Origin of the sequence: Saccharomonospora piscinae (genome assembly GCF_005862235.1) — a bacterium.
Lineage (GTDB): Bacteria > Actinomycetota > Actinomycetes > Mycobacteriales > Pseudonocardiaceae > Saccharomonospora > Saccharomonospora piscinae.
Genome location: NZ_VCEK01000004.1, coordinates 519,846 through 536,113, shown reverse-complemented (window position 1 = coordinate 536,113; position 16,268 = coordinate 519,846). Strand labels below are relative to the sequence as shown.

Annotated in this window: 16 protein-coding genes; 3 read left to right on the top strand and 13 right to left on the bottom strand. The window is 71.7% G+C overall.

Annotation, left to right across the window (positions count from 1 at the left end):
• Positions 1-13: 13 nt before the first annotated feature.
• Positions 14-544: a hypothetical protein gene (locus FFT09_RS18885; RefSeq protein WP_138383584.1), complete on the bottom strand. Its 531-nt coding sequence runs from the start codon at positions 542-544 to the stop codon at positions 14-16.
• A gap of 5 nt (positions 545-549) precedes the next feature.
• On the bottom strand, positions 550-2,451 hold the full coding sequence (gene dnaG, locus FFT09_RS18880) for a DNA primase (protein WP_244231416.1): 1,902 nt from the start codon (positions 2,449-2,451) through the stop codon (positions 550-552).
• 102 nt (positions 2,452-2,553) lie between these two features.
• On the opposite strand from dnaG, the gene sigJ reads away from it, so the two are divergent.
• Complete coding sequence (gene sigJ, locus FFT09_RS18875; protein ID WP_138383497.1) at positions 2,554-3,558, top strand: RNA polymerase sigma factor SigJ; 1,005 nt, start codon at positions 2,554-2,556, stop codon at positions 3,556-3,558.
• A gap of 2 nt (positions 3,559-3,560) precedes the next feature.
• On the opposite strand, the gene FFT09_RS18870 is transcribed toward sigJ, so the two are convergent.
• From FFT09_RS18870 to FFT09_RS18830, 9 genes are all read right to left on the bottom strand, one after another.
• The gene (locus tag FFT09_RS18870) at positions 3,561-5,363 is read right to left on the bottom strand and encodes a glycosyl transferase (RefSeq protein ID WP_138383496.1); all 1,803 of its coding nucleotides are present in this window, start codon (positions 5,361-5,363) and stop codon (positions 3,561-3,563) included.
• Complete coding sequence (locus FFT09_RS18865; RefSeq protein WP_138383495.1) at positions 5,360-6,478, bottom strand: serpin family protein; 1,119 nt, start codon at positions 6,476-6,478, stop codon at positions 5,360-5,362. The genes FFT09_RS18870 and FFT09_RS18865 overlap by 4 nt, the downstream gene beginning before the upstream one ends.
• Before the next feature lie 25 nt (positions 6,479-6,503).
• On the bottom strand, positions 6,504-7,775 hold the full coding sequence (locus tag FFT09_RS18860; RefSeq protein WP_138383494.1) for a deoxyguanosinetriphosphate triphosphohydrolase: 1,272 nt from the start codon (positions 7,773-7,775) through the stop codon (positions 6,504-6,506).
• 169 nt (positions 7,776-7,944) lie between these two features.
• Positions 7,945-9,084: a homoserine O-acetyltransferase MetX gene (gene metX / locus FFT09_RS18855; RefSeq protein ID WP_138383493.1), complete on the bottom strand. Its 1,140-nt coding sequence runs from the start codon at positions 9,082-9,084 to the stop codon at positions 7,945-7,947.
• Positions 9,081-10,379 (bottom strand): bifunctional o-acetylhomoserine/o-acetylserine sulfhydrylase, encoded by a 1,299-nt coding sequence (locus FFT09_RS18850; protein WP_081195181.1) that lies wholly within the window; start codon positions 10,377-10,379, stop codon positions 9,081-9,083. The genes metX and FFT09_RS18850 overlap by 4 nt, the downstream gene beginning before the upstream one ends.
• 147 nt (positions 10,380-10,526) lie before the next feature.
• Positions 10,527-11,147, bottom strand: a complete 621-nt coding sequence (locus FFT09_RS18845; protein ID WP_081195464.1) for a YdcF family protein — start codon at positions 11,145-11,147, stop codon at positions 10,527-10,529.
• Positions 11,148-11,160: 13 nt separating this feature from the next.
• Positions 11,161-12,549: a glycine--tRNA ligase gene (locus FFT09_RS18840; protein WP_081195179.1), complete on the bottom strand. Its 1,389-nt coding sequence runs from the start codon at positions 12,547-12,549 to the stop codon at positions 11,161-11,163.
• A gap of 96 nt (positions 12,550-12,645) precedes the next feature.
• Entirely contained in the window at positions 12,646-13,344 is a 699-nt protein-coding gene (locus tag FFT09_RS18835) for a class F sortase (RefSeq protein ID WP_138383492.1), read from the bottom strand.
• Complete coding sequence (locus FFT09_RS18830) at positions 13,341-14,477, bottom strand: hypothetical protein (RefSeq protein ID WP_244231415.1); 1,137 nt, start codon at positions 14,475-14,477, stop codon at positions 13,341-13,343. The genes FFT09_RS18835 and FFT09_RS18830 overlap by 4 nt, the downstream gene beginning before the upstream one ends.
• Positions 14,478-14,592: 115 nt before the next feature.
• Here FFT09_RS18830 and FFT09_RS18825 point away from each other — a divergent pair, with 115 nt between their 5' ends.
• On the top strand, positions 14,593-15,000 hold the full coding sequence (locus tag FFT09_RS18825) for an ArsR/SmtB family transcription factor (protein ID WP_138383491.1): 408 nt from the start codon (positions 14,593-14,595) through the stop codon (positions 14,998-15,000).
• The gene (locus FFT09_RS18820; protein ID WP_024875735.1) at positions 14,997-15,422 is read left to right on the top strand and encodes a Fur family transcriptional regulator; all 426 of its coding nucleotides are present in this window, start codon (positions 14,997-14,999) and stop codon (positions 15,420-15,422) included. The genes FFT09_RS18825 and FFT09_RS18820 overlap by 4 nt, the downstream gene beginning before the upstream one ends.
• Before the next feature lie 8 nt (positions 15,423-15,430).
• On the opposite strand, the gene FFT09_RS18815 is transcribed toward FFT09_RS18820, so the two are convergent.
• Positions 15,431-15,763 carry a DUF5615 family PIN-like protein gene (locus FFT09_RS18815; protein ID WP_138383490.1) on the bottom strand — a complete coding sequence of 111 codons (333 nt, stop codon included), beginning with the start codon at positions 15,761-15,763 and terminating at the stop codon, positions 15,431-15,433.
• Positions 15,760-16,179 (bottom strand): hypothetical protein, encoded by a 420-nt coding sequence (locus FFT09_RS18810; RefSeq protein WP_138383489.1) that lies wholly within the window; start codon positions 16,177-16,179, stop codon positions 15,760-15,762. Before FFT09_RS18810 ends, FFT09_RS18815 begins: the two co-directional genes overlap by 4 nt.
• Positions 16,180-16,268: the final 89 nt, after the last annotated feature.

Below are 16,268 nucleotides of genomic sequence, written 5' to 3'. Positions count from 1 at the left end.
GCGCTCCGGGCTGTCAGTCCTCGGCCGTGGGGCGCTCGGCGAGTGCGGCCGCGGCCTCCTGCGCGATGGCGCGCACCACCTCGGGGTCGGTACCCGGGTCCGGCCGCACCTGCAACACCACGCCGTCCGTCCCGGGCAGCTTGCGCACCACGAACCACGCCGCGCCGCCCGGCAACTCCTTGCGGTACCGGGAGCGGATGGAGCCCTCGACCCGCTGCCGCACGAGATGCGGGATGCGTCCGGGTTTCGGCAAGACGTACCGCACGGGCGCGAGCTCACGCAGCACGACGGCGGCTCCGATGTGCTCGGCGGATTCGGCTTCGGTCACCGTGAGCGCGTCGCCCCGCCAGACTGCCTTGCTCACCGCGTCCCAGCCGATGCGGCGCACACCGTCACCGTGCGGCACCCACAGCCCGAGCGCGGTGACCGCCAGATTCCCGCCCGTGCCGGTGGCCGCGAAGGCCAGCACGTGCTCCTCGTCGGCCAGCGCGTCGCGCACCACCTCGGGGACCGGAGAGCCGAAGATCCTGCGCACCAGGTTCACCGTGATCAGTCCCATCCACCCATGGCCTGCTCCCGCAGCGCCTTGCGGTACTGCTCCAGCGCCACGAGATCGCCGAACAGCGCCCGGTAGTCGTCGGCGGCGTCCACGGGGGACAGTCGCTGCAACCGGGACTTGAGATCGCCGATCTGCCTGCCGACCAGGCTCTCCTGCACGGCGGCGAGCACGCTCGACACGTACCGCACGTCGGCGTCCGCCTTGGCCTGCAACGGTTCCACCGCCAACTCCGACAGCAGCGACGTGACCGTGGGGTCGTCGGTGTGCCGGGCGGCTGTCTCGATGAGCGCCGGCCCGGCGAGGCCGCCGCTCGTGCCGCCCGCCTTCAGCACGGCGCGATGCACGGCCACGTAGGCGGGGTGCAGGAAGGCGTCCTCGGGCAGCGCGTCGTACTCGGGTCCCGCGAGCGACGGCTCCTGCAACGCCGCCTTCAACGCTTCGCGCTGGGCCCGCAGATCGGGATTGCGCGGGTCGGGACGCTCGGTGCCCGTGCCGTTCGCCGCGCCGGAGCCGGTGCCGTTGCGCGCCGCCGCGCGACGGGTACCGGACGGCTTCGCCGGGGCCCCCGACTCCTCGCGCACGCGGTTCACGACCATCGCCTCGTCCTGCCAGCCGACCCACCACGCCAGCTTGGTGGCGTAGCCGTCGCGTTTGGCCCTGTCCTTGATGCGCGCTACCAGCGGCACCGTGCGTTGCAACGCCGCCACCTGACCGTCGACCGACTCCAGGTCGTACTCGGACAGCAGGCTGCGGATGGCGAACTCGAACAACGGAATCCGGCGCGCCACCAGGTCGCGCACGGCGGTGTCGCCCTTCGCCAGCCGGAGTTCGCAGGGGTCCATGCCGTCGGGTGCCACCGCGATGTAGGTCTGTCCGGCGAACGTCTGCTCGCCCTCGAACGCCTTGAGCGCGGCCTTCTGGCCCGCCTCGTCACCGTCGAACGTGAAGATCACTTCGCCGCGGAAGATGTCGTCGTCCATCATGAGCTGCCGCAGCACCCGCATGTGGTCCTCACCGAACGCCGTGCCCGACGACGCCACCGCCGTGGGCACGCCGGACTCGTGCATGGCCATCACATCGGTGTAGCCCTCGACGACCACGACCTGGTGCCGCCGCGCGATCTCCCGCTTGGCCTGGTCGAGCCCGAACAGCACCTGCGACTTCTTGTAGACGGGGCTCTCGCTGGTGTTGAGGTACTTGGCCTGGATCGGATCGTCGTCGAACAGCCGCCGCGCCCCGAAGCCCACCACGTCGCCGCCCCGGTCCCTGATCGGCCACACGAGCCTGCGGTGGAACCGGTCCATCGGGCCGTGCCTGCCCTCCCGGGACAGCTGCGCCTTGTACAGCTCCTCCAGCTCGAACCCACCGCGCAGCAGGTGCTTCGTGAGCCGGTCCCAGCCCGAGGGCGCGAAGCCGCACCCGAACTTCGCCGCCGCGGCCTGGTCGAATCCCCGTTCGGTGAGGAACGTGCGGGCCGCCTCGGCCTCCGGGGTCGCGAGCTGCTCGGCGTAGAACGCCTGCGCGGCCTTGTGCGCCTCCACGAGCCGCAACCGGGTGCCCCGGTCGCGGCGCACGCTGCCACCGCCACCCTCATAGGTCAGGTGCAGGCCCACCCGGTCGGCGAGCCGCTCCACCGACTCCACGAAGGGCAGGTGCTCGATCTGCATGACGAACTTGATGACGTCGCCGCCCTCACCGCAGCCGAAGCAGTGGAACGTGCCGTGCGTGGGGCGGACGTTGAACGAGGGCGTCTTCTCCTCGTGGAACGGGCACAGTCCCTTGAGCGCACCGCCGCCCGCGCGCCGCAGGGCCACGTACTCGCCGACGACCTCGTCGATCCGGGTCCGTTCCCTCACCTGCGCGATGTCGCTCTCCCGGATCCGTCCCGCCACGGGCCCAGGGTAGAACACCGGGCGGGTGCGGCCGCGCGGGCAGTGCGGTGGCACTCCCGTGACCGGCTGCGGCGGACACCGCGCCGGGACCATACTGCACACATGAGCTCCGGCAGTCCCGACAGCGGCGGCGGTGACGAGGACGGCCCCACCGACCCCGTCACCGCGCTGCGCCCGCACCTGATCGCCGTCGCCTACCGCCTCACCGGGTCACTCGCGGACGCGGAGGACGCCGCCCAGGAGACGTGGCTGCGCTGGGCCGGGCTGGGCGACGGGCAACGCGCCGCCGTGCGCGACGTGCGGGCCTGGTGTACGACGGTGGTCGGCCGGGTGTGCCTGGACCGGTTGCGGTCGGCGGCGGCACGCCGCGAGCACTACGTCGGGCAGTGGCTGCCGGAACCGATCGTCACCCCGCTGGGCCCGGGCGGGCCGTCGCGGGCCGACGACCCGCTGGACATCGTGGTGCGCGACGACGCCGTGCGGCTGGCGGCGATGGTGGTGCTCGACACCCTCACCCCGCAGCAGCGGGTGGCGTTCGTGCTGCACGACGCCTTCGCGCTGCCATTCGACGAGATCGCGGACATCCTGGGGTGCTCGCAGGCCGCGGCGCGCCAGTACGCCTCGCGCGCCCGCAGGGCAGTCGCCGACGCGGCACCGCCGCCGCGCGCCGCCCAGGACGAGCAACGGCGCATCCTGGAACGGTTTCTCGCGGCCGTCCTCACCGGAGACGTGCCCGCTGTGGTGGCACTGCTGCATCCCGAGGCCCGGTTCGTCGGCGACTCCGGCGGCAAGGCTCAGACCGCCCGCCAGGTCGTCGTCGGAGCCGACAAAATCAGCCGCCTGCTCGTGGGACTGCTGCGGCGGTACCGGCCGGAGGCGTTCGACGCCGCGCACCCGGTCCTGGTCAACGGCGACCTCGGGCTGCACGTGCCGTCGTCCCGGGGTGACGGCGACTACCGCGACGTGGACGAACACGTGCAGACGATCGCGGTCCGCGACGGCTTGGTGGTGGCCGTCTACGACGTCGTCAACCCCGACAAGCTGAGATCGCTGGGGTCGCTGAGGTCACTGGGGTCTCCGACGTCGCTGACACCGCCGCCGCGCTGACGTCAGCGGGGCCCGGTCAGCGCGCGCACGTCCCACACCCACACGTCGGCGGTGACCCGCCCCGGGTGTCCCAGCAGGGTGGCGATCGTGTCCCGCAGTTCCCTCGGATACGCCGTCTCGCCGATGGGCAGCACCACGACGTCGGCCCGCCAGAACCGGAGGTCGGCCAGCGCGTCCGACCGGTCGGCCTCCGTGACCTCGGGCACGACGCCGGTGGCGGCCACCCCGTCCAGCAGCGCGGCGGTGGGCCGCCGCACCGGCCCGTACATGCCGTCCCCGTCCGGGTTGGGGCCCACGAAGTAGCCGCCGGCCAGCGGGAACTCCAGGCCCGCCTCGACCTGCCAGTGCAGCGCGTCGGCGTCGCCCGGATTCGGCAGCGGTGCGACGACGACCGATCCGTCGTCCACGAGGTGCCGCCAGCCGCCGTCGGCGAAGTACGCGGGCGTGTCTCCCCGCTGCCCGACCCGCAGCTCCGTGGGCGCGATCGGCAGGAGAGCGATCACGAGAACGCTGAACCACACGATGCCCGCCGTCCAGCGCCAGTCGGCACGCACCCGCAGGTGCAGCACCCGGTCGGTGGCCCGCGCCAGCAGTATCCCGATCACCGGGACACAGCCCAGCGCGAACCGGGACTCCAGCACCGAGTCGAGCAACGGCAGGTCGAACAGCAGCATCCACGGTCCGGGGATCGACGTGCCCTCGCCGTGGACGATGAGCAGCGCACCCATCGAGATCCACGCGAGCACCAGCATGGTCACCGCCAGTGCCCGCGACACGACGTCCCGCCACAGCGCGATCGTGAGCACCAGGAGCAGCACGACGAGCGGCCAGCCGAAGAACGCGTTCTCCTCGGTGCGGTTCATCGACAGCTCCACCGCGCTGTCCTCGCTGCCCGCCACCGACTCGGTGGCGAACGCGGTGAACGCGGCGACGTCGTTGCCACGCAGGCCGTGTTCGAGACCGGGATAGCTCTGCGGGCCGAAGAACTGCCACCACAGCGGCACGGCCACCAGCGCCACCGACACCGCCGCGCCCACCCCGATGCCCCGGGCCAGTGGCCTCGCCATCGCCCACGCCTGCACAGGGCGCGACACGGCGTAGGCGAGCGCGAACACGGCCATCGTGACGGCCGCGATGAGCAGCGCCTCCTCGCCCAGCATGACCTGGTAGGACACCAACAGCCCAAGGACGACGCCGGTGCGCACCACGCGCTCGCCTCGGGCGAGCTTGAGCAGGCACAGCACCACGAACGGCAGGACGAACAGGGCCACGAAGTTCGGGTGGGCGTTGGCGTGGGAGATGATCGGCGGCGCGAACCCCGCGAACGCCGCTCCCACCGCCGCGCCCGCGCGCGTGAGCACCAGGTGCCGCGACAGCACCCAGTACCAGGCCGCCGCGGTGCCCGCGAGCCCGCCGGTGAGCGCGATCGCCCAGGTGACCGTCGGTCCGAACAGGACGGTGACCGGGGTGAGCGGCACGCCGACGCCGAACATGGCCGTGTTGGCCATGAGGTTCACGCCCAGCGGATGGTTCTGCAGCGTGGTGAACAGCGGGTTCTCGAAGTTCAGCACCGAGTGGGCGGTGACCGCGAAGAACCACTCCCACATGTTCTGGTCCTGGCCGCTGTGCGCCAGGTAGCCACTGCCCAGGTTCTCCCAGAGCGGCCGGTAGAGCAGGAACGCGGCCAGCACGAAGCCCGCGTACACGGCCGCGTCGGCGAACCGGGTCCACGGCAGCCGCCGCCGTGCCGTAACCAGCCGCTCGGCCACCTCGCGACGGGCGGGCAGCCGGGTCGGCGCACTCACGGCTCGACAACCCTCGCCAGGAAGTAGACCGCACCCGTGGTGCGGTGGCGCACGAGCAGCAGGAACGGGCGGTCGACCGTCACGGTCACGGGCTCGCCCGCCGGGGCCGACACCAGGCGCATCATCACCGCGGTGGCCGCCGCGCCCTCCAGGCCGCTCTCGTCGACGCGCAGCACCGACTGGTGCATAACGTCGGAGACCAGCAGGCGCGGATCGTCACTCAGCTCGCCGAAGTCGGCTCCGGGCTCGAACATCCGGTGTACGCCCAGCGAGCCCAGCACACCCTTGAGCTCGGCCCGCACGTCCAGCGACAGCCTCGGCAGGCTCACCCGGACCATCGCCTCGCGTCGCGCGGCCAGCAGCTCGGCCACCGTCTCGGCGGTCAGCTCGGGCTCGGCCTCGGCCAGCGGCCGGTCGGGCAGCAACACCGAGACGGCGAGGCCACCGGCGGCGGGCAGATCCACGAGTTGCCAGCCCGCGTGGGCCGCGTGGCCGAGTCGTTCGGCCTGCCGCATCATCGGCACGCGGGCGGTGCCCGCCGGGCTGTGGAAGTCGCCGTCCTCGGTGTCGGACTCGCGAAACGCCGTCGTCCAGCCGGCCCGCAGGTACAGCGCGTTGACCAGCGCGGCCACGGTGTCGCCCCCGACCGCGCCCGGTGGCAGCAGCTCCGGGATCAGCTCCCGTGTCGTGTCGGCGACGTCCCGGTTGATCGCGCTCCGGGCCGCCTCGGGGTCCGCCACGAACGGCGCCGTTGCCATCCCGCCGGACGGCCACGCGCGCAACTCCGCGACGAAACCCGGCTTCACCTCCAGCTCGCGCCACACCCACAACGTGTTCGACACCGCGAACTCCGGGGCCTGTTCCCCGGGCCCCGGCGGCTCCAGCACGGCCGAGTCACGAAGCAGCTCGGCCTGCTCGGCCGCGCCCTCCGGAGAACCGGACAGCAGCGTCGCCGGTTCGGCGGCCGTGTCGCCCCGAGCCGCCCTTGTGACCAGCCCCAACGCGCTGGCCAGCGAGTACGGCGAGAAGCAGTTGTTCTGACCGGGCGTGGCGAGGGCCCGGTGCACGGCGAGAGCGAAGCCCAGGTGAGCCTGGACGGCGTGGGAAGCGGGCATTCCCCGACGTTACCGTGTGATCGCCTCAGGCAGGACGGCCCCGATGCCAGGAATGCCAGGCCCGTGCCTGGGCGTCCGTGAGCGAGGCGATCTGGTCGACCACCACCCGCAGCCGGGCGGCGTCATCGGCCGCCGCCAGCCACGCGGGGCGGAAACCGGCGTCGAGCACGTCGGGTGCCCGCAGCGGCAGCACCTCCACCAGCTCGGCCAGCAACCTTCGCTGCCCTTCCTGCACCGCGCGCCGCCGCCGGTCGCTCATCACGTAGCGGAGGGCGAGCGCCTTCAGCAGCGCCACCTCGGCGGCCACCTGGTCGGGCACGGCCAGGCTCGCGGCGTAGCGGGTCAGCGGCCCGTCTCCGTACTCGGCGCGGGTACCGGTGACCGCCGCCGACACGAACCGGCCCACCAGTTCACTCGTCAGCGACTTGAGCGCCGCCTGCGCGCCGGGCGAGCCGTCGTAGGGCCTGCGCACCAGCTCGGCCAGCGCGGGCAGCGAGAGCAACGCGACGGCGGCGCCCTCGACCGTCGCCACGGGCAGCGTGCAGAAGTGTTCGGCCGCCAGCGCGGCCAGCGCCTCCCGCTCCGCGCGCTCGGTGAGTACCGGCAGCGAGATCCGCCCCGCGAGCACGCCGTCCTCGACGTCGTGGACCGAGTACGCGACGTCGTCGGCCCAGTCCATGATCTGCGCCTCCAGGCACACGCGGCCCTCCGGCGCGCCCTCGCGCACCCAGGTGAACGCGGCCAGGTCGTCGGCGTAGACGCCGAACTTGCGCTGCCCGTCGCGCCGGGGCCACGGGTACTTCATCGCCGCGTCGAGCCCGGCACGCGTGAGGTTCAGCCCGTACGGCTCGCCGCACTCCCCCAGCACCTTCGGCTCCAGCCGCGTCAGGATGCGCAACGTCTGCGCGTTGCCCTCGAAGCCTCCGCAGGCCCGCGCCGCCTCGTCGAGCGCGGCCTCCCCGTTGTGGCCGAACGGCGGATGACCGATGTCGTGGGCGAGTCCCGCGGTGTCACAGAGATCGGCGTCCGCGCCGAGATCGGTGGCGATCCCCCGGCTGATCTGGGCGACCTCCAACGAGTGCGTGAGCCGCGTACGCGGGACGCCGCTGACCTCAGCGCCCTCACCGGGGCCCACCACCTGCGTCTTCCCGGCGAGGGTGCGCAACGCGGCGGAATGCAGCACCCGCGCCCGGTCGCGCGCGAACGGCGTCCTCCCGTCACCGTGCGCGCCGGGCAGCGCGGACCCCTTGGGCCGTTCGGCGAAGCGCCGCTGGAGGTCGTGCGAGGTGTAGCCCATGCCGTGCAAGCTTACGGCGCGCTCCGACGATGACCGCGTGCTCAGCTTGCGAGGAGCCGGACTACGGTGACCAGCCCGGCGCCGCTGTCAAGAGAGCCGACCTGCGCGGCTACGCGGATTGCGAACACGGCTACGTAGGCTGCGGACACGGCTGCTCACGTTCGACGACTCACTTCAGCAGGTCCTTGACCAGGGCGGCGACCTGCTCGGTCTCGATGAGGAACGAGTCGTGCCCGTACGGCGACGCCAGTTCGGCGTAGCGGGCTCCCGGGATGCCGTCGGCGAGGGCGCGCACCTGAGCCGGCGGGTAGAGCCGGTCCGAGTCCACACCGACCGCGATCGTGCGGGCCCGCACCCGCGCGAGTGCCTCGGCGACACCGCCCCGGTCGCGGCCGACGTCGTGACCGTTCATCGAGCGGGTCAGCCAGACGTAGCTGGCGGCGTCGAACCGGCGAACCAGCTTGTCGGCGTGGTGATCGAGATAGGACTCGACGGCGAACCGGCCGCCCGAGGCGGGGTCCTCCCCGTCCTGCGGCCTGCGGCCGAATCGCCGGTCCAGTTCCAGCTCACTGCGATAGGTGGCGTGGGCGATGCGGCGCGCCACCCCCAGCCCCCGGTGCGGGCCCTCGCCGGGCCCTGCCGCGTGGTAGTCGCCGCCCCGCCAGTTCGCGTCGGCGAGGATCGCGTGGAGCTGCGGAGACGCCCAGGCGATCTGGTCGGCCGACGCCGCGGCCGGGCTCGCGAACACCAGCAGCGCACGCACGCGCTCGGGGCGCATCACCGCCCACTCCAGCGCGCGCATGCCCCCCATCGACCCGCCGAGCACCGCGGCCCACCGCTCGATGCCGAGCGCGTCGGCGAGCGCCACCTCCACCGACACCTGGTCGCGGATCGTCACCCGGGGGAACCGGCTCCCCCAGTGCCCGCCGTCGGGCGCGAGCGACGCCGGTCCCGTCGAACCCTGGCAGCCACCCAGCACGTTGGACACCACGACGAACAACTCGTCGGTGTCGAGGGCGCGGCCGGGCCCGATCAGCCCGTCCCACCAGCCGGGGCTGGGATGACCGGGCTCCACCTCGCCGGCGGCATGGGAGTCGCCGGTGAGCGCGTGCTCGATCAGCACCGCGTTCGACCCGTCGGCGGCCAGCGTGCCCCACGTCTCGTAGGCGAGCACGACCTCGGGCAGCAGCGCGCCCGACTCCAGCCGCACCGCGCCGTCGGGGCGCAACCACTGCCGCCTGCCCACCGGGTCTCCCGCCTGCCACGCACCGGTGGCGGGCGGGAGACCGGTACTGCCCGGTGAGGTCACTGAGCGGCCTTCGCCGCCCTGAACCCGGATTCGAGGTCGGCCTTGAGGTCCTCCAGGCCCTCCAGCCCCACCGCCAGGCGCACCAGGCCGGGCGTCACACCGCTGGCCCGCTGCTCGTCCGGGTTGAGCTGGCTGTGCGTCGTGCTGGCCGGATGCACGATCAGGCTGCGCACGTCGCCGATGTTCGCGAGCTGGCTGTGCAGGCTCGTGCCGTCGACGAACGCCCGGCCAGCGGCCACCCCACCACGCAGGTCGAACGACAACACCGCCCCGGCGCCGCGCGGCAGGTACTTCCGCGCCGCCGCGTGGTGCGGGCTCGACGGCAGGCCCGCGTAGTAGACGGTCTCCACCTCGTCCCGCTGCTCCAGCCACTCGGCCAGCGCGGTCGCGTTGGCGACGTGCCGCTCCATGCGCAGCGACAGGGTCTCGATGCCCTGCAGGATGAGGAAGCTGTTCAGCGGGGCGATGGCCGCGCCCGTGTCGCGCAGCAGTTGCACGCGGGCCTTCGCGGCGAAGGCACCCGGGCCCAGCGCCTCCCAGTACCTGAGCCCGTTGTAGCTGGGGTCGGGCTCGGTGAAACCGGGGAAGCGTTCCGGGTGCGCACCGAAGTCGAACGTGCCCCCGTCCACGAGCACCCCGGCCACGGTCGTGCCGTGCCCGCCCAGGTACTTGGTCGCGGAGTGGACGACCACGTCGGCTCCGTGGTCGAGGGGCCGCAGGAGGTAGGGCGTCGGGATGGTGTTGTCCACCACCAGCGGCACGCCGACGTCGTGCGCGACGTCGGCCACGCCACGGATGTCGAGCACGTTGCTGCCGGGATTGGCCAGCGCCTCGGCGAAGAACAGCTTGGTGTTCGGCCGCGCTGCGGCACGCCAGCCGTCGAGATCGTCCTGATCGGACAGGAAGGTGACCTCGATCCCGAACTTCGGCAGCGTGTAGTTGAACAGGTTGTAGGTGCCGCCGTAGAGGGCGGGGCTGGCCACCACGTGGTCACCCGCGCCGGCCAGGTTCAGCACCGCCGCCGTGGTGGCGGCCGAGCCGGACGCGAACGCCAGCGCCGCCACGCCGCCTTCCAGCGAGGCGACGCGCTGCTCCAGGACGTCCTGGGTCGGGTTCATGATCCGCGTGTAGATGTTGCCGGGCTCGGCGAGGCTGAACAGGTCGGCCCCGTGCTGGCTGTCGCGGAAGACGTACGAGGTGGTCTGGTAGATCGGCGTGGCGCGGGCCCCGGTCGCGGGATCGGGCTCCGCTCCCGCGTGAATCTGCTTGGTCTCGAACGACCAGCCGTCGGTCATCCCACACGCTCCTTCGCACTCGGTCGGACACGGCTTGGCCGGGGCGGCCACCGTCCCCACCGACGCTAATCACGTGTCGGCGCCCGTCCCAACGACTCCCAGACGGTGGGACAGTGACGTCACACCTTCGAGTGACGTCACTGTCGGTCAGAGACCGAGTCCGCCGATCTGGTCGGCCGGGTTCTTGGACAACCGGTAGTAGAGCAGCGCGGCGGTCTCCCGCATGATGTAGCGGGCCTGGGTGGTGCGGGTCTGCACGATGGGGCCGGAGTGCGTGGGCGAGGTCCACACCGACAACCCGGCGTCCTCCGCCATGATCGCCGACCGCAGCGAGTGCCACGGATCGCTGACGACGACGACCTCGCTGCCACCGCGTTCGCGGACCCGGTCGGCCGCCGCCCGCACCGATCGCAGCGTGTCGCTTCCCTCGCTCACGACCACGAGCGACTCGTCACCGACCCCCCGCTCGCGCAGCCAGTTCGCCCCGGCCTCCGCCTCGGTGAAGGCATCACCCTCACGCGATCCCCCCGTCGTGACGATAACGTCGGCGACGCCCTGCTCGTGCAGCTCCCTGGCGTGGTCGAGCCGGGCCTGGAAGACCTCCGAGGGCGTGCCGTTGTACTGCGCGGCGCCGAGCACCACGATGGCGTCCACCGTGGGGCGCTCGTCGGCGCGCGCCACGTGCCACACCCGGAACGCCGTGCCGCCGACCACCAGCATCCCCACGAGGACGACGCCGACGACGGTCCGCCGCAGCCACTTCCGCATCGACGGGGCCACCTCAGCAGCCGACCAACCGCGCGGCAAGGTAGGACTCGAGCTTGTCGATCGCGACACGCTCCTGCGCCATCGTGTCGCGCTCGCGCACCGTCACCGCGTGGTCGTCCAGCGTGTCGAAGTCGACGGTCACGCAGAACGGCGTGCCGATCTCCTCCTGCCTGCGGTAGCGCTTGCCGATCGACTGCGCGTCGTCGAAGTCCGTGTTCCAGTGTTTGCGCAGCATCGCCGCGACGTCACGGGCCTTCGGCGTCAGATCCGAGTTCCGGGACAACGGCAGCACCGCCACCTTGTACGGCGCGAGTCGCGGGTCGAGCTTGAGCACGGTGCGCTTGTCCACCCCGCCCTTGGCGTTGGGCACCTCGTCCTCGGTGTAGGCGTCGAGCAGGAACGCCATCATGGGACGACCCACCCCGGCGGCGGGTTCGATCACGAACGGCCGGTAGCGCTGCCCCGACGCCTGGTCGAAGTACGACAGATCCACGCCGGAGTGGTTCGAGTGCGTGGTGAGGTCGAAGTCGGTGCGGTTGGCGATGCCCTCCAGCTCACCCCACTCCTGTCCCGAGGAGAAGCCGAACCGGTACTCGATGTCGACCGTGCGCTTCGCGTAGTGCGACAGCTTCTCCTTGGGGTGCTCGTAGTGCCGCAGGTTCTCGCGCCGCACCCCGAGGTCGGTGTACCAGTCGGTACGGGTGTCGATCCAGTACTGGTGCCAGGTCTCGTCCTCCCCGGGCTCGACGAAGTACTCCATCTCCATCTGCTCGAACTCGCGGGTGCGGAAGATGAAGTTGCCCGGGGTGATCTCGTTGCGGAACGACTTGCCGATCTGGCCGATGCCGAACGGCGGCTTCTTGCGCGACGTCGTCTGCACGTTGAGGAAGTTGACGAAGATGCCCTGCGCCGTCTCGGGCCGCAGGTAGTGCAGCCCCTCCTCGGACTCCACCGGACCGAGGTGGGTCTTGAGCATCATGTTGAACTCGCGCGGCTCGGTGTACTGGCCGCGATTGCCGCAGTTCGGGCACGGCACGTCGGACAGGTCGCTCTCGTCGACCTCGGTGCCCGTACGCTCGGCGTAGTCCTCGGCGAGCTGGTCGGAGCGGAACCGGCGATGGCACGCCAGGCACTCCACGAGCGGGTCGTTGAAGGCGTTCACGTGCCCCGAGGCCACCCACACCTGGCGCGGGAGGATCACCGACGAGTCGATACCGACGACGTCCTCGCGGTTCTGCACCATGGCTTTCCACCACTGGCGCTTGATGTTGTCCTTCAGCTCGACGCCGAGCGGTCCGTAGTCCCACGCCGACCGGGTACCGCCGTAGATTTCCCCCGAGGGGAAGACGAAGCCACGACGTTTGCACAGGTTGACGACGGTCTCAATGCTGTTGGCGGGCACTCCACGCTCCGAAGGCATCCGGATTTGGGCTGTTCTGCTCTGAACCCACAGCGTATCCGGCGAGACCCCGCGCGGCTCCGGTGGGGATGGACCGGCTCAGGGCGTGCTCACCGGCGTGGCGGTGACGACGAGGTTGTCGGAGTAGCCGTCCGTGCCGCCGAGGTAGTCGCCCCCACAGGTGACGAGCACCAACCGGTGGGGGCCGTCCTGGCGGAACAGGTCGGGGGCGTGGGCGCCGAGGTCGGTCTTGTGCAGCGTCCGGACCGCCGCCACCCGGTAGGTCCAGGGCCGGTCGGCCGTGTCGCGCACGGTGACCTCGTCGCCGGGCCGGTGCCGCCACAACGCCGCGAACGAGCCGTCGGCGCCGTGCCAGCCGACATGCCCGGCGAGCAGGGAGACACCGCGTTCGGCGCCGACCTCCGCTCCCCACCAGGCGACATCCGCGGTCCCCGGCGGGATCGGCAGCGTGCCGTCGCCGGTGAGCCGCGTGCGCACGAGCCCCGCCGTGTCGCCGTCGGCCAGCCGCACGGTGCCCGGAGGCTGAGGCGTGTCCGGGGGCGGCTCGGCGGGCCCCGTGGGCCGCGAGGTCGGAGCGGGGTCGGGCTCGGCCGCCGGTTCGCCCGCTTCGGCGGGAACGCTCGCACGAAACTCGGTTACCGGCGAGGGCGGCCCCGCTTCGGATGTCGCACCACTGCGCAGCACCGCCACACCCGCCGTGGTCGCGAGCACGGCGAACACCGCGAGCAGGGTGGCCACCCTCCGCAGCCACACCGGCGAGGCCCCGTTCGCGCTCATGACCCGCCGCGCACCGAGCTCGCCCGCCGGGCCAGCACCAGTGCCGCACCGCCGAAGAGGGCACCGGCACCCAGCAACGCCGCTCCCCACCACGCTCCGGACGCGCCGGACGGACCCGTGCCGGTGTCGGTGCCGGCGCTTCGTGCCTCGACGGGCGCGCCCGCACCGGCCGGGATGGTCACGGGCACCGACGGCGCAGGCGCTCCGGGTTCGGCTCCACCGCCCCCGTGGCGCACGAACCCGGAGGGAACCGAGCAACTCACCCCGCCCAGCACGAGAGTCGTCTCGATCGTGCGCACCGGCGCCGACTCGGCATCCTCGGCGTTTTCGGTGTCCCCGGCGTGCCCGAGCCCCGGCAGGTCGAGCAGGCCACTCCCGTCGCCGTCCGCACGCCACACGTGCGTGTCGATCTCGACGAGCCAGCCGGACGCGGCGGTGACGTCACCGTCGCGCCACTGGTCCTGCCGCAGCAGCTGCTCGTAGTCGTCGACCCGGCGGACGGTGATGTCCGACGTGGCGCGCTCGTCGTCGGCGATCTCGCCGGGTGGGCCGAACGGGAGGTCGCGCCTGCGCACCTCGTCGCCCGCCCGGGGCGGTTCGACCGGCGTGAGGTCACCGTCGGCATCGAGCATCGACAGGCGTGCCGCCGTGGCTTCGGCTGTGACGTCCTCGGCCGACGAGCATTCGACCGCCGTCACCGAGGACTCGAACGACAGCACCACCGGCTCCGCCTCCGCCGCCCGGTCGGTCAGCACGAAGTCCGCACGGGCCTCGGCCGCGGGCACCCGCCGGTCGCGCAGCGTGGCCGTGACGTCGTGGCCTTCGATGGCCAGCCGGTAGTGCGGGCCCACGGCGGCGCGTTCGCCGTCCGATCCGGGCACCGCGGACCTGGCGGGCCCCAACCGGGACGACCCGGGCGTGACCGGGGAGCGCTGGGTCTCGCTGATGACGGAACCACCGCGCGCGCCGTAGCCGTCGTCGGTCACGGCCAGCGACGCGGCGTTGGCATACGCCACCGGCCCCGTGTCGGGATCGACTGCGGCCGGATCGGCCACGGCGGGCGCCGGGACGAACACGGGCGCCAGCACGGTCATCGCCGTCGCGGCCCTCAGCGTCGACACCACACCACTCACGCTTCCCCCTCGCCGGTCGGCTCCTTCCCGCTCACGGGATCATCGCTGGCGGATGAGCACTAGAATGCTAGAGCATTCCCCGGACACCGCAGGATGATCAGAGCGGGAGAACGACATGGCGACGGCGAGTTCCGAAGCGGCGCGTTCGGGCTCGCCCGACCCCGCTGACCTGGGCGAACAACAGGAGCACTCCCCCACGCGACAGCCACCGGCCGTCACCGCGCCGCCACCGGCCGCGACCCTCACCGATGCGGGTGAACTTCTGCGGGCGCTGGCCGCGCCCGTGCGCATCGCGATCGTGCTCCAACTGCACCACGCCCCGCGCTGCGTCCACGAACTGGTGGAGGCGCTCGACGTGACGCAACCACTGATCAGTCAACACCTTCGGGTGCTGAAGGCGACCGGGGTGGTACACGGTGAACGGCGGGGACGCGAGGTGGTGTACCACTTGGTGGACGACCATCTGGCGCACATCGTGGTCGACGCCGTCGCACACGTGCAGGAGGAAGCGCAGCCGGTATGAGCACAACCGACACCCACAGCAGGGCCCCCGTTCCGGGGCGCAGGTCCACCCGGCAGCGTGCCGCCGTGGTGGATCTGCTCACCGAGATGGATGACTTCCGCTCGGCGCAGGAACTGCACGACGAACTGCGCAAGCGCGGCGAGGGCATCGGGCTGACCACCGTCTACCGCACCCTGCAGTCGCTGTCCGAGGCCGGGGAGATCGACGTGCTGCGCACCGACTCCGGCGAGGCGGTCTACCGGCAGTGCTCGGCCCATCATCACCACCACTTGGTGTGCCGCCACTGCGGCTACACCGTCGAGGTGGAGGGCCCCACGGTCGAACGCTGGGCCGAGCGCATCGCCTCGGGCAACGGGTTCTCGGACATCCGGCACACGGTGGAGATCGTCGGCACCTGCGCGACCTGCGCCGCGACCAGGTAGGGCCGACCTCAGGCGCGGGGCCAGTGTGGCCCCTGGTACGGCGTGGGGTTCTCGCGGACCCACTTGTCGAGCAAGTCCGCGAGTGCTTTGGCTAGTCCGGATCCCTGCGGCAGCTGACTTTTCAGCACGAAGACGAGCACCAGATCACGTTCCCCCACGAAGTCAGCCACATTCTCCGTGACCACGGCACGCCCTTCCGCCCGGGCCGTAGCCGCCACGACGAAATCGGCCTCCGAACGCAGCCCACGCTCGAACACATGCACCGCGTCACGCTCGAAGTTCTCGCGGAGAAAGCGCACTGTGGCAGGCGGGAACATCTCATCGATCAAGAACGCGCTCAAGCGATGAGCTCCCCGCGCCGCTCCGAAGCAAGGCGACTGCGCTCCGCCAACTCCCGGTTACGTTCGATCCGGCCCTGAATCTCCTCGACGTGCTCCACCGCGTAGTCGAGGGCGATCCGGATTACCCGGGGATGCAACTCGGTCTCTTCGCTGAGCACTGCGATTCGTTCTTCCTCAGCTCCCCGTAGTTCCTGTAGCCGCGATATCACCTCCCACACATCCGGCCCGGCGACCAAGGCAGCTCGGCGGTCATGCACCGGGCCTCGGAACACGATCCCCGGATGATCAAGCTGGTCCACTCCTTCGACGATGAGTCGCTCGAGCAGTGCGGTCGCACTGATTCCTTCGCGTTGCGCTCGCTTCGCCAACGTTTCCTTCGCTTTCGTGCTGATCCGGAATGACGTACTGGATGCCACGACAGCCCCTTCCCGACGTGTAGTGCGAGCGTAGCGCGGTTGAGCTACACCATGGTCAATGTACATCCGGTCGAGTGATCGAGACCAGT